The sequence below is a fragment of the Streptomyces sp. 378 genome, from assembly GCF_030124145.1.
In the GTDB taxonomy this organism is placed as follows: Bacteria; Actinomycetota; Actinomycetes; order Streptomycetales; family Streptomycetaceae; genus Streptomyces.
On record NZ_JASKMS010000001.1, the window covers coordinates 160,880 to 177,724 of the forward strand.

9 protein-coding genes, 1 tRNA gene and 1 pseudogene are annotated in these 16,845 nt (G+C 71.9%); 1 reads left to right on the top strand and 10 read right to left on the bottom strand.

Features of this window, described 5'->3' with window-relative positions; translation table 11 throughout:
• Positions 1–93: 93 nt before the first annotated feature.
• Positions 94–1,263 carry a hypothetical protein gene (locus tag QNO09_RS00770; RefSeq protein ID WP_283968031.1) on the top strand — a complete coding sequence of 390 codons (1,170 nt, stop codon included), beginning with the start codon at positions 94–96 and terminating at the stop codon, positions 1,261–1,263.
• 24 nt (positions 1,264–1,287) lie between these two features.
• On the opposite strand, the pseudogene QNO09_RS00775 reads toward QNO09_RS00770, so the two are convergent.
• The 10 genes and pseudogenes from QNO09_RS00775 to QNO09_RS00820 form a co-directional block, all read right to left on the bottom strand.
• A pseudogene (locus QNO09_RS00775) lies at positions 1,288–1,389 on the bottom strand (IS982 family transposase); the annotation flags it as partial.
• Positions 1,359–1,703 (bottom strand): UPF0158 family protein, encoded by a 345-nt coding sequence (locus tag QNO09_RS00780; RefSeq protein ID WP_349636940.1) that lies wholly within the window; start codon positions 1,701–1,703, stop codon positions 1,359–1,361. The pseudogene QNO09_RS00775 and the gene QNO09_RS00780, both read right to left, overlap by 31 nt.
• 497 nt (positions 1,704–2,200) lie before the next feature.
• Complete coding sequence (locus QNO09_RS00785; protein WP_283968032.1) at positions 2,201–4,291, bottom strand: hypothetical protein; 2,091 nt, start codon at positions 4,289–4,291, stop codon at positions 2,201–2,203.
• Between the two features lie 669 nt (positions 4,292–4,960).
• Positions 4,961–5,034, bottom strand: a tRNA-Thr gene (locus QNO09_RS00790).
• A gap of 106 nt (positions 5,035–5,140) precedes the next feature.
• Positions 5,141–6,763, bottom strand: coding sequence for an alpha/beta hydrolase (locus QNO09_RS00795; RefSeq protein ID WP_283968033.1), 1,623 nt, complete (start codon positions 6,761–6,763; stop codon positions 5,141–5,143).
• 124 nt (positions 6,764–6,887) lie between these two features.
• Positions 6,888–8,093 (bottom strand): DNA polymerase III subunit delta', encoded by a 1,206-nt coding sequence (locus QNO09_RS00800; protein WP_283968034.1) that lies wholly within the window; start codon positions 8,091–8,093, stop codon positions 6,888–6,890.
• A 131-nt stretch (positions 8,094–8,224) separates the two neighbouring features.
• The gene (tmk, locus tag QNO09_RS00805) at positions 8,225–11,482 is read right to left on the bottom strand and encodes a dTMP kinase (RefSeq protein WP_283968035.1); all 3,258 of its coding nucleotides are present in this window, start codon (positions 11,480–11,482) and stop codon (positions 8,225–8,227) included.
• 154 nt (positions 11,483–11,636) lie between these two features.
• A complete protein-coding gene (gene topA, locus QNO09_RS00810; protein ID WP_283968036.1) occupies positions 11,637–14,492 on the bottom strand; it encodes a type I DNA topoisomerase in 2,856 nt (951 codons plus the stop codon).
• Between the two features lie 246 nt (positions 14,493–14,738).
• On the bottom strand, positions 14,739–14,936 hold the full coding sequence (locus QNO09_RS00815) for a hypothetical protein (RefSeq protein WP_283968037.1): 198 nt from the start codon (positions 14,934–14,936) through the stop codon (positions 14,739–14,741).
• A gap of 246 nt (positions 14,937–15,182) precedes the next feature.
• Complete coding sequence (locus QNO09_RS00820; RefSeq protein WP_283968038.1) at positions 15,183–16,712, bottom strand: DUF7059 domain-containing protein; 1,530 nt, start codon at positions 16,710–16,712, stop codon at positions 15,183–15,185.
• Positions 16,713–16,845: the final 133 nt, after the last annotated feature.

Here is a 16,845-nt window from a genome sequence, read left to right on the forward strand (position 1 = left end):
GCCAGGACCGTAACCGTTGATGGACCCTGAACGAGGGATCACATCCAGGTCCCTTGAGATGAGCCGCAGCGCCCGTCGGTAGTCTGCACGACCGTGAGCGAGTACCAGTACTACGAGTTCCAGGCCATCGACCGACCCTTGACCAAGGACGAACTCGAGCAGGTACGTGCCCTGTCGAGCCGGGCCACGATCAGCGCGACGCACTTCGTCAACGAGTACCACTACGGCGACTTCCGCGGCGATGAGCGCAGACTGATGGAGCAGCTGTACGACGCCCACTTGTACTTTGCCAACTGGGGCTCGCGGCGCCTGATGCTGCGCCTGCCAACCGCGCTGCTGCCCGCCCGCAACGCCGAACCATACTGCGCGGAAGACGCCTTGACCTGCTGGACCAGGAACGGACATCTGCTGCTCGACTTCGCCTGCTCGGCCGAGGACGGCGGCGAGTGGGACTTCGAGACCTCCTTCGCCCTCGCCTCGTTCACCACACTGCGTACCGAACTCGCCGCGGGCGACCGGCGCCCCCTCTATCTGGCCTGGCTTTCCGCGCTCACCCGCTGGGAGTTGGAGGAGGACGTCGATGAGGACGAGTACACCTCCACCCTCGAGCCGCCCGTACCCGCCGGCCTTGCCCACCTCACCGGACCGCAGCAGGCACTGGCGGACTTCCTGCACATCGACCCGCACCTGCTCACCGCGGCTGCCCGCGCCAGCGGCGCCGCCCCTTCCCAGGCAATCGACAAGGACGTACTCGCCGCCTGGATCCGCGCCCTGTCGCAAAACGAGAAGGACACCCTGCTGCTGGACGCCGCCCTGGGCACCGCCCCACAGCCGGGCCCGGCACTCCTGGCCCGCCACCGCGCCGCGTCCCGCGGTACAGCCGAACCGTCCACCGGCGCCCGGCGCCGCTCAGCCGCAGAGCTCCTCGACGCCGCCCACGAGGTGCGCAGCGAGCAGACCCGGCAGCAGGATCAGGCCCGCGCCCAGGCCCGCCAGGCCCAGCAGCTGGCCCGCGAGAGCCACCTGAACCACCTGGCCGAGAACGCCGAGCAAGCCTGGCAGGACGTCGCCAACCTGATCGGGAAGAAGCAGCCCAGCCCCTACGACACAGCTGTCACCCTCCTGAAGGATCTCCGCGAGATCCACGACAGGGCGGGCACCCCCGGTGAGTTCGCCCGGCGCCTCCATGACCTGCGCGAGCAGCACCGTGGCAAGTCCTCACTGATGCGCCGCCTCACCGACGCCGGCCTGACGCCTCGCTGAGATGACTGATTCCAATCCAAGGGGTCAGTGATCACAGGCGGCCGGTGAGCGCAGGACTGCCTGTCCGGTGTGGTCGTCGTGCCAGATCGCGACGGTCAGCGCGAGGATGCGCTGCATGACGCGGACGGGCGATAGCCCCCCTCCACCAGCCAGGCGCGGGCCCGGCCGCGCTGTCGCTCATCGCTGAGCCGGTGGTACCGGCGCCAGGCGCGCTCGTCCCGGGCGAGGACGTCCTTGAAGCGTCGGAAGGCGCCCCGCCCGGTGATGGCGATCCGCAGCCGGTCGGCGAGGGCGACGTCGCCGAGCTCGTCGATGAACAACTCCATGTCCCGGTAGCTGGCCCGGGAACCCAGAGCGGGCACGTACAGCCATCGCTCGGGATCATCCGCCTCCTCGACCCCGGACCCAGGCTCCAACTCGTCGTGAACGCCGGCCAGCACTCCCCGGTGGACAGATCGATCCGGCCACCCGACTCAACCGGGTCGCCCTCCAGCAGCATGGCCAGCATCTCCAGATCGACCGCGAGCGGGCGGAGGAGGGGGATCGCCGCATCTCCCATGGCCGTTCGCAACTGGTGCGCCAATTCCTCGTCACCCTGGAAGCCGCGCTCCTGGAGTTCGCCGACAAACGAGGCCACCGTCTCCGCAGCCCCTGGCAGGCCTCTCGCCGCTGCCCCGGCCACACCATCGCCGGCCAACTGCAGCACCTCACGCGCGGGACCACGACGCAACGCGGCAAGCAGCGCCACCCCGTCCTGAGCCTGGAGCGCGCCTCGTACGGCTCGCAGCCCGTCCTCGTTCCAACCCTCGGCCACGGCTCCGACGGTAGCGCGCGCCACCGGGACGTACGACGCCGGGTCCACCGGTTTCCCACCGCCAGATGCCGTGCCGGTGCCGGTCTCACCTGGCGCCTTCATGAGCAGGCAGTCATGCCCTGGTCAGCGGTGCCGCTTGCGGCCACTCTTGCCGGCGGTGCGCCGACGCTTCCGGGCGCGGCCGAGTCGGGCGGCGGGAGTAGGCAGTGCCCGGGCCGCGAGCTGCCCGAGCTCTTCGAGTCCGGCCCGGTCCGGGTGCGCGGAGTCCAGTGCGGCGGCAACCGCGTCCCTGGTATCGCGGCCCTGGGCACGCAGCACCTCCACGGCGCCGTCCCCGCCGCCCGCCAGTTCCACGAGCTGAAGCAGGTTCTCTGCGATCAGCAGCAGATGCTCGGCATCGGTCATGTCCTCGGGGGACAGCAGCTCATGGTGCGCCAGCGCGGTCAGCACGAGCGGCGCCAGCGCCGCGTCGCCGCGCAGCCCGCGCAGCAGCCGCTCGCCCTCGCCGTCCGGCAACGCCGTCAGCAGTACAGCGAGCATCGCCTGCGCCCGCACCCGGAAGGGCATGGACCGTACCGCTTCGACGAGTTGCCGCAGCGCGGCATCCCGCTCGCCGCGGGCCGCGATCCAGTCGGCCAGCTCCACGCGGGCGGCATCCGGGTCGTAGTCGTCGGCGAGCACACCCAGCAGGCCGGCCGCCGACGCCTGGGCCAGCTCGCCGACCAGCGGTGCGTCCCGGCCGACCGCCAGCAGCCGCTGCCGTACCGCCCGGGTACCCAGCTCGGTGAGACGGAGGAGCTCCACCGGTCCGGCAGTCAGCTCCTCACGCAGACGGCGGTCACGCTCCTGTGCCGCCGGGTCCGGCGCCACCCCTGGGGCGCCCAGCAGCTCCTCGAGCTCCGGCGGCATGCCCTCGGACAACTCGGGTTCAGCGGAAAGGTCGACCTCGAGGAACACCGGATCTGCCATCCCCCACTCACGCTCGATCGCGCCCAGGTCCACCAGCGTGTCAAGCACCGTGCGCAGGTCCCGGTCGGCGTGCTCGAACCACATCCGGTGCTGGACGTCCGACCCGCCGTCCAACTGGAAGCGGACCCGGTAGGCCAGGTGAACGGAGTCACGCAGCCGCGGCCAGGGCATCGGGTACGGCAAGCTGTAGAGCGTGTTCAGCACGTCCTCCAGCACGTCCTCGTACGCATCGAAGAGCATCGACTCGACGTGCCAGCCACTGCGCGCCCCGATCAGGGCCTGCCGCAACTCAAAACACGCCTCGAAAGCACGGAGCCACAGCTGAAGCGGATCGGCCAGCACCGGTCGGGCCCTGGCCACCGCATACAACCGCCCCTTGGCCACCCGGACCAGCCGCGCCCTCTTCGCCCACTCCACCAGCAGCCCCAGCCGCGGCAGATCGGCCGAAGAGCGCGCCCCCTCGGCCTTGTCGCCGGTACCCAGCACGTCCACCAGCTCGCGGGCATCGGCCATCCGCAGCCGCCCCGCCGCCGTCACCGCGCGGCCGTCGCGCCCCGCCCACTCGGCGAGCCCGCGCAACTGCCCCACGATCGTCGAGGCCTCGGCCCGTCGGCGCAGCTCGTCGTCCGGGGGCAGCACCACGGGCAGTTGCGGCTCGGCCCGAGCCACACTGGACAGAGCACGGCCGGTCAACCGCCGTTCCATGACCGTGTCCAGGGCCTGCTGGTCGTAGGCGACCTCCCCGCGCTGAGCACGCTCCGCGAACCGCTGCAACGCCGCCCCGTCCAGGACATCCACGCCCTGCTCGGCGGCTGTCATCGCCCAGAACTTCGCCAAACCCCAGCGGGTACGGTCCGCCATCGCCCCCGGAAACAGCTCCGCAACCGCGTCGACCGCGGCGAGGGAGTCCTCAAGTGCGGGGCCCCGCGGATCCGCCAACCGCGCGGCGTGAAGAAAGCGCAGCAGCGTACGCAACGTGCCCGGGGCGTCGCCGCGTTCCTCCCCGGGAAGTTCAGTGATGGTCTCCGGCAGCCAGCAGAGCAGCAGCTCCTCCACATGCCGCGGCTCCCACAGCCCCAGCCGACCATCCGCAGTCGCCCGGTGGCGGTAGTCCAGCGCCGACTCGGCCATGAACCCGTCCATCGGCAGCCCCTGCTCCCCGGCCCACCGGACCAGCCGGTCGACCAGCAGCCCGCACGCCGCCTCGAACTCCTCCTCGGCCCCGGCTTCGAACCGCATCCGCATGAAAACCCGCCAAACCTGTCCTCAGCACTCCCTGCCGCGCCACGCTACCGCCGAACCGCGACGCACAACGCCGCCGGGGACGAGCGGCCAGCTACCCGCCAGGGGTGCGGTCACGTGTTGTCGCGGCATGACTACGTTTCGCTAATCCGATCAGTGAGCCGAGGGGGCGACGTCGGCACGCTTCAAGGCAACGGGGCGCGATGGAGGACCCGGGTTCGGAGGTATGCGAGGACCCTTTCCGCCGACTGGCGAGAGACCCACCGTCGGATGCCCGACCACCGAGACTGGCCCGAGGGGCCGACTGCCGACGGATCGCCCGAGCCGGATGTGAGATCTGTCGGGACCGGACAGTCCCCGCGATGCCGGTCGTTCCATCTGAGACCGGTGGATTTCACCCGTCGACACAGGGGCGGCGAGAGTCTCCTGATGGGGTGTCACGCACGGCTGTCCACCGGTTGTCCACCAGTACCCTTTGCGCCAGCGTGATCCATCCCCTATGAGCGGATAAAAGACCAGGTCAGAACCTTTGATCGTCGACCTCGTCACAGAAAACGAACCTCCGACCTACGCATTACGATGCGCAGACCACGAGTGCCGATTGGCCAGGATTCCAAGGTCAACGAATACAAGAAACCCCAGGTCAAAGGCTTGACCTGGGGTTCATCGCGGAGCCGCCTTCGGGATTCGAACCCGAGACCTACGCATTACGAGTGCGTTGCTCTGGCCATCTGAGCTAAGGCGGCGCGCTGTCCGCACTATGGTGCGATCAGCAACGACGGTAAGTCTACACAGTTTCCGAGAGTGCTCCGCACCAGCCCCGGAGGCGGGCCTTCCGGGGCTGGTGCGGGGCTATGAGCAGCGTTTTCCGTCTTTGGGCGGGGTGCCGCTGAGGAGGTAGGCGTTGATCGTCCGGTCGATGCAGGAGCTGCCGCGGCCGTAGGCCGTGTGGCCGTCGCCCTCGTAGGTGAGCAGGCGCCCCGAGGAGAGCTGGCCGGCCAGGGCACGCGCCCAGCGGTACGGAGTCGCCGGGTCCCGGGTGGTGCCGACCACGACGATGGGCGCCGCGCCCTTCGCCTCGATGCGGTGCGCCTCGCCCGTGGCGTGCACCGGCCAGTACGCGCAGTTCAGAGCCGACCAGGCGAGGCCCTCACCGAAGACCGGCGACGCCTTCTCGAACGCGGGCAGCGCCTTGCGCACCTCCTCGGGGGTGGCGAAGGAGGGCGGCAGGTCCAGGCAGTTCACCGCCGCGTTGGCGAACATCAGGTTGCTGTAGGCGCCGTCGGCGTCCCGCTCGTAGTAGCCGTCGGACAGGACGAGGAGTCCGGAGCCGTCGTTCTCCTTCATCGCGGTCGTCAGCGCCTCGCGCAGCTGGTCCCACGAGCCCTCGTCGTACATGGCCGCGATCACGCCGGTCGTGGCGAGCGACTCGGTGAGCCTGCGGCCGTCGGCGTCGCCGGTGGCGGCGGGGCCGGTGTCCAGCTTGTCGAAGAACGCCTTGAGGTTCTCGCCCACCTGCTCGGGCGAGGTGCCCTTGCCGCCGAGCGGGCAGTCCGTCTGCCGCACGCAGTCCTTCGCGAACGACCGGAACGCCGTCTCGAAGCCCGCCGTCTGTTCGAGGTTCAGTCGCCGGGCCGGCAGCGACGGGTCCATCGCGCCGTCCAGCACCAGCCGGCCCGCCCGGTCCGGGAAGAGCCCGGCGTACGTCGCCCCGAGGAAGGTGCCGTACGAGGCGCCGACGAAGTTCAGCCTCTTGTCGCCGAGTGCCGCCCGCACGATGTCCATGTCCCGGGCCGCCTCCACGGTGGACACGTGGCGCAGCAGCCGGGGCGCGTCCGCGCCGCAGCCCTCGGCGAACGTCCGGAACGCCGTGACCAGCCCGTCGACCTCCTTCCCGTCGTCGGGCGTGGAGTCCGTCTGCGTGTGCGTGTCCATGGCCGGCCCGTCCAGACACTCGACGGGCTCGCTTCGGGCCACGCCGCGCGGGTCCACCGCCACCATGTCGTAGCGGGCACGCACCTCGGCCGGGTAGCCGATGCCCGCGTACGCCTGCACGTAGCCGATCGCCGAGCCGCCCGGCCCGCCGGGGTTCACGAGCAGCGAGCCCAGCCGCTTGCCCGGGCCGGTGGCCTTCTTGCGGGTGACGGCGAGACGGATGTCGCCGGAGGACGGCTTGGCGTAGTCCAGCGGCGCCTTGAGGGTGGCGCACTCGAAGCCCTGGACGCCGCAGGCGCGCCAGGCCGGCTTCTGCCCGTAGTACGACGAGAGCGCCGCGGGGGTGGCCTGTGGCAGGGCGACCAGCGCGTCCTCCGCCGCCGCGGAGGCGGAGGACGTCGTCGTGCTCCCGGAGGAGCACGCGGAGACGAGCAGCGCGGCCGTGGCGAGGAGACCGGCGGCGGTCTTGGCCCGGCTTCGCGTCCTGCGGTGGAGGCCGCCGGAGCCGGAGGCCGAGCGGGGGATGCGCCTTGTGTCCATCCAGCGAGCGTAACTCTGGGCGACGAATTGAGTGCCCTGCGTACACGCCATGCCTCGTACGAGTTACGGCGTCAACCCGGCGTGCGGCCCGTGCGGCGGCCGACGCTCTCGCCCTGCCGGCCCCTCAGCCCGCCCTGAGCGCCATCGTCATCGCCTCCACCGCGAGCAGCGGCGCCACATTGCGGTCGAGGGCGTCGCGGCAGGCGACGATCGCCTCGATGCGGCGGAGCGTGGACTCCGGGGAACCGGAGCGGGCGAGGCGCTCCAGTGCGTCCTCGGCGTCCGCGTTGGCGATGGCCACGCGCGAGCCGAGCTGGAGGGCGAGGACATCCCGGTAGAAGGCCGTGAGATCGGTCAGGGCCAGGTCGAGGCTGTCACGCTGCGTGCGCGTTCTGCGGCGCTTCTGCTTGTCCTCCAGGTCCTTCATCACGCCCGCGGTGCCGCGGGGCATGCGCCCGCCCTGGACAGCGCCGAGAGCGGCCTTCAGTTCCTCGGTCTCCTTGGAGTCCATTTCCTCCGCGAGCTGCTTGGCGTCCTCGGCGGCCGCGTCGACGAGCTCCTGGGCGGCCTTGAGCGCACCGCCGATCTCCTCGACGCGCAGCGGCAGCCTGAGTACGGCGGCTCGGCGCTCCCGCGCGGCCGGGTCGGTGGCCAGGCGACGCGCCCGGTCGACATGGCCCTGGGTCGCGCGGGCGGCCGCGGCGGCGACGTCCGGCTCGATGCCCTCACGGCGGACGAGCATGTCGGCGACGGCGTCGACCCTGGGGGTGCTCAGGTTCAGGTGGCGGCAACGGGAGCGGATGGTCGGCAGGACGTCCTCGATGGAGGGGGCGCACAGCAGCCAGACCGTGCGCGGAGCGGGCTCCTCGACGGCCTTGAGGACGGCGTTGGCCGACTTCTCGTTCAGCCGCTCGGCGTCCTCGACGAGGATGATCTGCCAGCGGCCGGTCGCCGGCGAGGTGAACGACTTGCGGACGGTGTCGCGCATGTCGTCGGCGAGGATCTGCGTGCCGACGGCGGCGACGGTGGTGACGTCGGCGTGCGTACCGATCAGTGCCGTGTGGCAGCCGTCGCAGAAGCCGCAGCCCGGGGAGCCGCCGAGGGCGCGGTCCGGGCTGACGCACTGGAGGGCCGCCGCGAACGCCCGCGCCGCCTGGTTGCGTCCGGCCCCGGGTGGGCCCGTGAACAGCCACGCGTGCGTCATCTTCGACGCCTCCGGCGGCGGGGTGCCGGTGGTGGCCGCGGTGACCAGGGCGTCGGCGTCCCGAGCGGCGGCGGCCAGCTGCTCGCTCACCCTCTCCTGCCCGACGAGGTCGTCCCACACGGTCATGGGTCACGCCGCCCTTCCGTCACGTTCCGTGTTGCGAGATCCATTGTGGGGGCGACCACTGACAACGCCTGCCGCCCCCACCTGGCCCCGCGGTGGCGGGTTCGGGCTCCCGCGTCCGTCCGCCGGAGGCGTCAGCGCCCCCGGCCGCCCCTGCCCCGGCGTCCGCGCCCCTCGTCGGGCTCGTCGTGCGGTCCGAGCAGCTCGTCCGCCAGCGAGGGCAGGTCGTCCAGCGGCGTCTCCTCGGCCCAGTCGGACCGGCGGCGGCGCGGCGCCCCGTCGGCGTCGACCTGGGGCATCTCCCGCGTCCGGTCCTCGGTGCCCTCGGGCCGGGCGGCCGGGGCGTCCTCGCGGAAGTACCCGGGCGGAACCCGGTCCGCCGACTCGTCACCTCGTACGGGCGGCAGCACGGCCGTCTCCTCGGCGTCCCCCGGGCGGACCGGAGGCAGTACCGCCGTCTCCTCGGCATCCGGGCGGACCGGGGGCAGTACCGCCGTCTCCTCGGCCGCACCGGCGTCCCGGTCGCGCACCGGCGACAGGACCTCGGTCTGGTCACCGGCCGACGGAACCGGCGGCTTCGGCAGCTCGGCGGTCACCTCCGCGTCGGAGGCACCGGAGGTCCGGCCCGCACCACGCTGTTCGTCCCGCACCGGGCGCAGCACCGTCGTGTCGTCACCCGCGCCACCGGGGGCCACCGCGGGCGTCGGCACGGTCGCCGCGTCCTGAGCCGGAGCCGCGGAACCCGTGGCGCGCTTCGGGGCAGAGCTCTTGGGGCCGGCCTCGGCCGCGGCGGCCGCCGCCTCCGCGAGCCGTCGTGCCTCCTCGGCCCGCAGCAGGGCCTGCTCGGCCTTGCGCTGCTTCTCCAGGCGGAGCGCCTCGGCCTCGGCACGCAGGCGCGCCTCCTCCTCGGCCTGCTTGCGGCGACGCTCCTCCTCGGCCTGGCGGCGGGCCTCCTCCTCGGCGCGGGCCTTCTCCTCCGCGAGAAGCCGGGCCCGCTCCTCCTCGGCCTTCCGGCGGGCTTCCTCGGCGCGGCGCCGGGCTTCCTCCGCCTGCCGTTCGGCCTCGCGGCGCTGCGCCTCCTCCAGCTCGCGGCGCTTGCGCTCCTCCTCCTCGGCGCGCAGCTTGGCGAGCTGCTCCTGGCGCTCGCGCTCCAGGCGCTCCTCCTCGGCCTTGCGGGCGGCCTCTTCCTCGGCCTTGCGGCGGGCTTCCTCCTCGGCCCTCCTGCGCGCCTCCTCCCGGGCCTCGATCTCGGCCTCGGACAGCGGCAGCACCTGGTCGAGCCGGTGCCGGATAACGGTCGTGACGGCTTCGGGCTCCTGCCCGGCGTCCACCACCAGGTACCGCCCGGCGTCGGCCGCGGCCAGGGTGAGGAATCCGGCCCGCACGCGCGCGTGGAACTCGGCGGGCTCGGACTCCAGCCGGTCCGGCGCCTCGGTGAACCGCTCGCGGGCGGTCTCCGGCGCGACGTCCAGCAGCACGGTCAGATGCGGCACCAGCCCGTTCGTCGCCCAGCGGTTGATGCGGGCGATCTCGGTGGGCGACAGGTCACGGCCGGCGCCCTGGTAGGCGACGGACGAGTCGATGTACCGGTCGGAGATGACGACGGCTCCGCGCTCCAGGGCGGGCCGTACGACGGTGTCGATGTGCTCGGCCCGGTCGGCCGCGTACAGCAGTGCCTCCGCGCGGTGGGACAGGCCCGCGCTCGACACGTCCAGCAGGATCGACCGCAGCCGCTTGCCGACCGGCGTCGCCCCCGGCTCGCGTGTCAGCACGACCTCGTGGCCCTTGCCGCGGATCCACTCGGCGAGCGCCTCGGCCTGCGTGGACTTGCCGGCTCCGTCGCCGCCCTCCAGGGCGATGAAGAAGCCGGAGGCCGCGGTCCCCGGCTCCGGGTCGTCGCCGCCGAGCAGCGCGTCCTTCAGGTCCTGCCGCAGGGGCACGCCGGAACGGTCGTCGACCTTGGCCAGCACCAGCGCGGCGACCGGCAGCAGCAGGGCGCCGGCCAGCATCAGCGTGAAGGCCGCGCCGCCGTGCGCGAAGACGAACTTGCCGCTCTCCAGCCGGTGCGGGCCGATCACCGCCGCCACCAGCGGGGCGATCACCGCGCCGAGCGCCACGCAGACCCGGACGACCGCGTGCAGGTGCTCCGTGGTGCGGGGGCGCCGGTACTCCTCGGTCTCCTGGTCGAGCAGGGTGTGGCCGATGTTGGCGGACATGCCCGCGCCGACGCCGGCGAGCGCGAGGATCAGCAGCACGGTGGTGACGTCCGGGACCAGCCCGGCGGCCAGCAGGGCGACACCGGTGAAGGCGATCGTCAGCGCGAGCAGCCTGCGGCGGGACAGGGCGGGCAGGAGGGCGGGCGCCGTGCGGATGCCGACGACGACACCGCCGGTCAGCGCGGCCACGAACAGGCCGTAGAGCACCGGGCCGCCGCCCAGGTCCTTGGCGTGCAGCACGGCGACGGCGACCGCGGCCGACACCGCGGCGGCGACGGCGGCGCAGGCGAGGACCAGCAGCGGCATCGCGCCGGTGCGGCCCTTGTCGGTGCCGGTGCCGGTCTTCGGGCGGCGCAGCCCTTCGAGCGGTGACCGTGCGCGCGGGGTGCGCGTGCCGGGCAGTTCCAGGAAGGTCAGCACGGACAGGGACGCGGCGAAGAGCCCGGCCGCCACGTAGGAGGCGAGGGCCGCCTGGTGCTGGCCGAACCAGTCGATACCGGCGCCGAGAAGGTTGTTGAACAGGGACGCCACGACCAGCGCGACGGCCGCGAGGGGGATCGCCACGAAGCCGGTGCGCAGGGACAGGCGGCGCAGGGCGTCCATGTGGTCGGGCAGGGGCCGGACCGTCGCGCCCTCCGGCGGCGGGGCGGGCAGCAGCGCGGGAGCCGCGCTCTCGCGGCACACCGTCCAGAACCGCTCGGCGACCCCGGTGACGAAGGCCGTGACGAGAAGGACGGCCAGTGCGTCCTCGGGCGTCCAGTCGATCCACAGGGGCGCGACGATGAGCAGCGCCGCGCGCAGCCCGTCGGCGCCCACCATGGTCCAGCGGCGGTCCAGGGGGCCGTCCTGCGAGGTGAGGGCGGTGAGCGGGCCGAGCAGCACGGCGCCGAACAGGAGCGTCGCGAGGATGCGCACCCCGAAAACGGTCGCCACTGCGAACGCCACGCCGCGATAGCCGCCCCCGAACGAGTCTTCGGCTACGGCCGCCTGGAGCGCGAGGACGACCAGCACGAGAAGGGCGAGGGTGTCCCCCACACCTCCCACGAGCTGTGCGCTCCACAACCGCTTCAGCTGCGGTCGGCGCAGCAGGGCGCGGACGGCCCGCTCGCGGGAGTCGGCGACCAGGGCATCGTCGGGGGCGGGCTGAGGGGCCGTTGGGTGGTCGGCTCGCGTCATGCGTTCAGCCTATCGGGAGCCACCGTCACCCTGGAGGGCGCGGCCTGGCATGCGCACGCCCCGACACCGAAGTGTTGCCGGGGCGTTCGCTTTCCGAACCCAGGGCGAAGATCCGGGCGCGATGGTCCGGATTCCGAACAGGGCTCGAACGACCTCAGTCCTCCGTGGACTTGGCGGCCGTCGCCGTCTTGGCGGCCGTCTTCTTCACGGCGGTGGTCTTCTTCGCCGTCGTCTTCTTCGCGGTCGTGGTCTTCTTCGCCGCGGTCTTCTTGGCCGTCGTCGCCTTCTTCGCCGGCGCCTTCTTGGCCGCCTTCTTCGCGGTCTTCTTCGCCGGCGCCTTGGCGCGCTTCTCGGCGAGCAGCTCGAAACCGCGCTCGGGAGTGATCTCCTCGACACTGTCGCCGGAGCGCAGGGTCGCGTTGGTCTCTCCGTCGGTGACGTACGGGCCGAAGCGGCCGTCCTTGACCACGACCGGCTTCTCGCTCACCGGGTCGGTGCCCAGCTCCTTCAGCGGCGGCTTGGCGGCCGCCCGGCCACGCTGCTTGGGCTGGGCGTAGATCGCCAGCGCCTCCTCCAGCGTGATCGTGAAGAGCTGCTCCTCCGCCTGGAGCGAGCGCGAGTCGGTGCCCTTCTTCAGATACGGGCCGTAGCGACCGTTCTGCGCGGTGATCTCCTGGCCCTCGGCGTCGACGCCGACGACACGCGGCAGAGACATCAGCTTCAGGGCGTCGTCGAGCGTCACCGTGTCCAGGGACATCGTCTTGAACAGGGACGCCGTGCGCGGCTTGACCGCGTTCTTGCCCGTCTTCGGGGTGCCCTCGGGGAGGACCTCCGTCACATACGGACCGTACCGGCCGTCCTTGGCGACGATCGTGTGGCCGGTGGCGGGGTCCGTGCCCAGCTCGTAGTCACCGCTCGGCTTGGCGAGCAGTTCCTCCGCGAGGTCGACGGTCAGCTCGTCCGGCGCGAGGTCCTCGGGGATGTCGGCGCGCTGGTGCTGCTCGGTGTCCTTCTCGCCGCGCTCGATGTACGGCCCGTAGCGGCCGACCCGCAGCACGATGTCGTTGCCCACGGGGAACGACGACACCTCGCGCGCGTCGATCGCGCCCAGGTCCGTCACCAGTTCCTTGAGGCCACCGAGATGGTCCCCGTCGCCGTTGCCCGCGTCGGCGGCGGCTCCGGTGACCCCCGCGGCCAAGCCGCTGTCAGGCCCTGTCTCGCCGAAGTAGAACCGCTTCAGCCACGGCACGGACTGCGCCTCACCGCGAGCGATGCGGTCGAGGTCGTCCTCCATCTTGGCGGTGAAGTCGTAGTCGACGAGCCGCCCGAAGTGCTTCTCCAGGAGGTTGACCACGGCGAAGGACAGGAAGGACGGCACCAGGGCCGTGCCCTTCTTGAAGACGTAGCCGCGGTCGAGGATCGTGCCGATGATCGACGCGTACGTCGACGGGCGGCCGATCTCGCGCTCTTCGAGCTCCTTGACCAGGGACGCCTCGGTGTAACGGGCCGGGGGCTTGGTGGCGTGCCCGTCGACCGTGATCTCCTCGGCGCTCAGGGCGTCGCCCTCGGAGACCTGCGGCAGCCGGCGCTCGCGGTCGTCCAGCTCGGCGTTCGGGTCGTCGGCACCCTCGACGTAGGCCTTCAGGAAGCCGTGGAAGGTGATCGTCTTGCCGGAGGCGCTGAACTCGACGTCCCGGCCGTCGGCCGCCGTGCCGCCGATCTTCACCGTGACGCTGTTGCCGGTGGCGTCCTTCATCTGGGAGGCGACGGTCCGCTTCCAAATCAGCTCGTACAGCTTGAACTGGTCACCGGTCAGTCCGGTCTCGGCGGGAGTGCGGAAACGATCACCCGAGGGGCGGATCGCCTCGTGCGCCTCCTGCGCGTTCTTGACCTTCCCGGCGTACGTCCTGGGCTGCGGCGGCAGGTAGTCGGCGCCGTACAACTGCGTGACCTGGGCGCGGGCGGCGGAGACCGCCGTGTCGCTCAGGGTCGTGGAGTCCGTACGCATGTAGGTGATGTAGCCGTTCTCGTACAGCTTCTGCGCGACCTGCATCGTGGCCTTCGCGCCGAAGCCGAGCTTGCGGCTGGCCTCCTGCTGCAGCGTCGTCGTACGGAACGGGGCGTACGGCGAGCGGCGGTACGGCTTGGACTCGACGGAGCGGACGGCGAACCGCGTCTGCTCCAGGGCGGCGGCCAGGGCGCGGGCGTTCGCCTCGTCGAGGTGGAGGGTGTTCGCGCTCTTCAGTTGTCCCAGGGAGTCGAAGTCGCGGCCCTGCGCGACCCGCCTGCCGTCGACGGTCTGCAGGCGCGCGACCAGCGACGACGGGTCCGACGAGTCTCCGGCGCGGCCGGTCGCGAAGGTGCCCGTCAGGTCCCAGTACTCAGCCGAACGAAACGCGATGCGCTCGCGTTCCCGCTCCACGACGAGTCGTGTGGCCACCGACTGGACACGGCCCGCGGACAGCCGCGGCATGACCTTCTTCCACAGAACCGGCGAGACCTCGTAGCCGTAGAGGCGATCGAGGATGCGGCGGGTCTCCTGTGCGTCGACGAGCTTCTGGTTGAGCTCGCGCGGGTTGGCCACGGCGGCCTGGATCGCGGCCTTGGTGATCTCGTGGAAGACCATCCGCTTGACCGGGACCTTGGGCTTGAGCACCTCCTGGAGGTGCCAGGCGATGGCCTCGCCCTCGCGGTCCTCATCGGTGGCGAGGAAGAGTTCGTCGGACTCCTTCAGCAGGTCCTTGAGCTTCTTGACCTGCGCCTTCTTGTCGGCGTTGACCACATAGATCGGCTGGAAGTCATGTTCGACGTCCACACCGAGGCGGCGGACCTCGCCGGTGTACTTCTCGGGCACCTCGGCGGCGCCGTTGGGAAGGTCGCGGATGTGCCCGACGCTCGCCTCGACAATGTATCCGGGACCGAGATAGCCCTTGATCGTCTTCGCCTTGGCAGGCGACTCGACGATGACGAGTCGGCGGCCGCCCTTCGCGGTCTCGCTGGTCGGGGACAACTTCGCTCTTCTCTCCGGTCGACGCTGGGGCCTCCCCGGAGTCGCTTACCGGGGCTGGGTACGTGGTGACGCTGCGGAGTGTGACGGTACATCCCGCCCCCGTGTCAAACGGGAAAAGCCCGCAACGGCCACTCGAACGGTAACCCGACTACCACCAATCCTGCCGCCCGGAGTGCCCGGAGCAGGCCGGGCCCTGTGCGGAGTGCGACCCGCCGGTCACCGGCGGGCACGTCCGCGGCGCGAGCCTCAGAGGCGGCTGAAGCACCACGTTCCGATGGCCAGGGCGAGCACCGCGACGGCCCCCGCGAGCGTCGCGGACGGGACGGGCCTCACCCCGTGGGCGACGGGCCTGTGGTTGCGCACGCGGGTCGCGGTCCACACCAGCAGCCCGCCTCCGAACAGGGAGAACACCGCTCCCGCGAAGATCGCCGCTTCGCTCTCCATGGCCCGCCGTGCCCCTTTTCTCCTGTCCGCCCAGTGTCAGCCCCGGGAGGCTGACACGCGCGGGCGGCGGGTAGGCGAACCCGAGGTGAACACGGGCGCCGCACAGCAGTGGATCAAGGGCGTCCGGTTCCTCGCGGCCCGTCTCGAACGAGGTGTCCAAATCGACTCGAATTTGTTGGCGAGCCTCCTCGACGGACCCGGTGAAGCGGCTCTCGGCGAGGAATCTCTCCCGGCCCGGCCGCCCTCTCAGCGCACCGGCTCCAGGTATCCCTGCTCGACCAGCAGCCGGATCTGGGCCGGTGTGCGGTCGCGCAGCAGCACCGGGTCCTCTCCGATCAGCTGGGCGATGGCGTCGAGGATGCGGCCCGCGCTCATCGTGCCGTCGCAGACACCCGCGAAGCCCGCGCCGACCGTGTCCACCCGGGTCGCCCGTCGCATGCCGCGGTTCTGGCGCAGCACGACGTGCTCGGGGTCCTCGGCCCCCGGCAGCCCGACCTGCTCCTGGACGACCTCCGCGGCGAGCCGGAAACGCCCTTCGAGCAGCGCGGCGTCGTCATGGGCGCGCAGGTGGTCGAGCCGGTCGAAGTGGGCCCGGATCGTGTCGCCGAGCGGCTGCTCGACCGGGTGCGGCCACTCCTCCACCGTGATCGAGGGCACGGTCGCGCTCGTCTTGCGCAGGGTGATCCAGCCGAAGCCGACGGCCTTCACCTTGCGCGCCTCGAACTCGTCGAGCCATGCGTCGTACCGCGCCCGGTACTCCGCCGTGTCGCCCTGGTGGTCGCCGGCGTCACGCAGCCACAGCTCGGCGTACTGGTTGACGTCCTGCACCTCGCGCTGCACGATCCACGCGTCGCAGCCTCGGGGCACCCAGGACCTGAGCCGGTCCTGCCAGTCCTCTCCCTCCACGTGCTGCCAGTTGGCGAGAAACTGCGCGAAACCGCCCTCGTTCAGATACTCGCCCGCTTGCTGAACGAGCGTGCGGCACAGATCGTCCCCGCCCATCCCGCCGTCGCGGTAGGTGAGCCGCGCACCGGGAGAGATCACGAAGGGCGGATTGGAGACGATCAGGTCGAACGTCTCGTCGCTCCGGACCGGCTCGAAGAGGGATCCCTCGCGCAGCTCGGCGGCCGCGGTGCCGGACAGCGCCAGCGTGAGGGCGGTGATGTGCAGGGCACGCGGGTTGAGATCGGTGGCCGCCACGCGCGTGGCGTGCTGCGCCGCGTGCAGGGCCTGGATGCCGGAACCGGTGCCGAGGTCGAGCGCGGCGGCGACGGGCGTGCGGACGGTGATGCCGGCGAGGGTCATGGAGGCGCCGCCGACCCCGAGGACGACCCCTTCGTCACGTCGGCCGATGCCGCCGGCGCCGCCGACCGCGCAGCCGAGGTCCGAGACGATGAACCAGTCCTCGCCACCGGGCCCGCCGTAGGGCCGGACATCCACCGTGGCGGCGAGTTCGTCCTCGCCGGACCGGGCCAGCCAGCCGCTCTCCAGGCAGGCGTCGACGGGCAGGACGTCCGCCACTCGCGCGTGCGGCACGGGCTGCTGGAGCAGGAACAACCGGACGAGCATCTCCAGCGGCGTGTCCCCGCGGGTCACCCGGAGCGCGGGCACGGTCTCGCTCCGGGCCAGCGCCGCGTACGCGGGGGCGCCGAGCAGGTCGAGCAGTCCGTCGGCGGTGAAGGAGGCCGCGAGCAGGGCGTCCCGGAGCCGGGCGGCGACATCGGGGCGGTCGGATGCGGGCAGCGGGGGCAGGGGTGATGGGCTGGCGTTACTCACGCCCCCATTGTGGCCGCCGTGACGGGCGTCGCACGTGCCGTGCCGGGATATCGCACGGGTGCTTGCGGGAACACCCGGACACGGCCGCCGTGACCCGGGGTCGCACGTGCCGTGCCGGGGGTACCGCACGGGT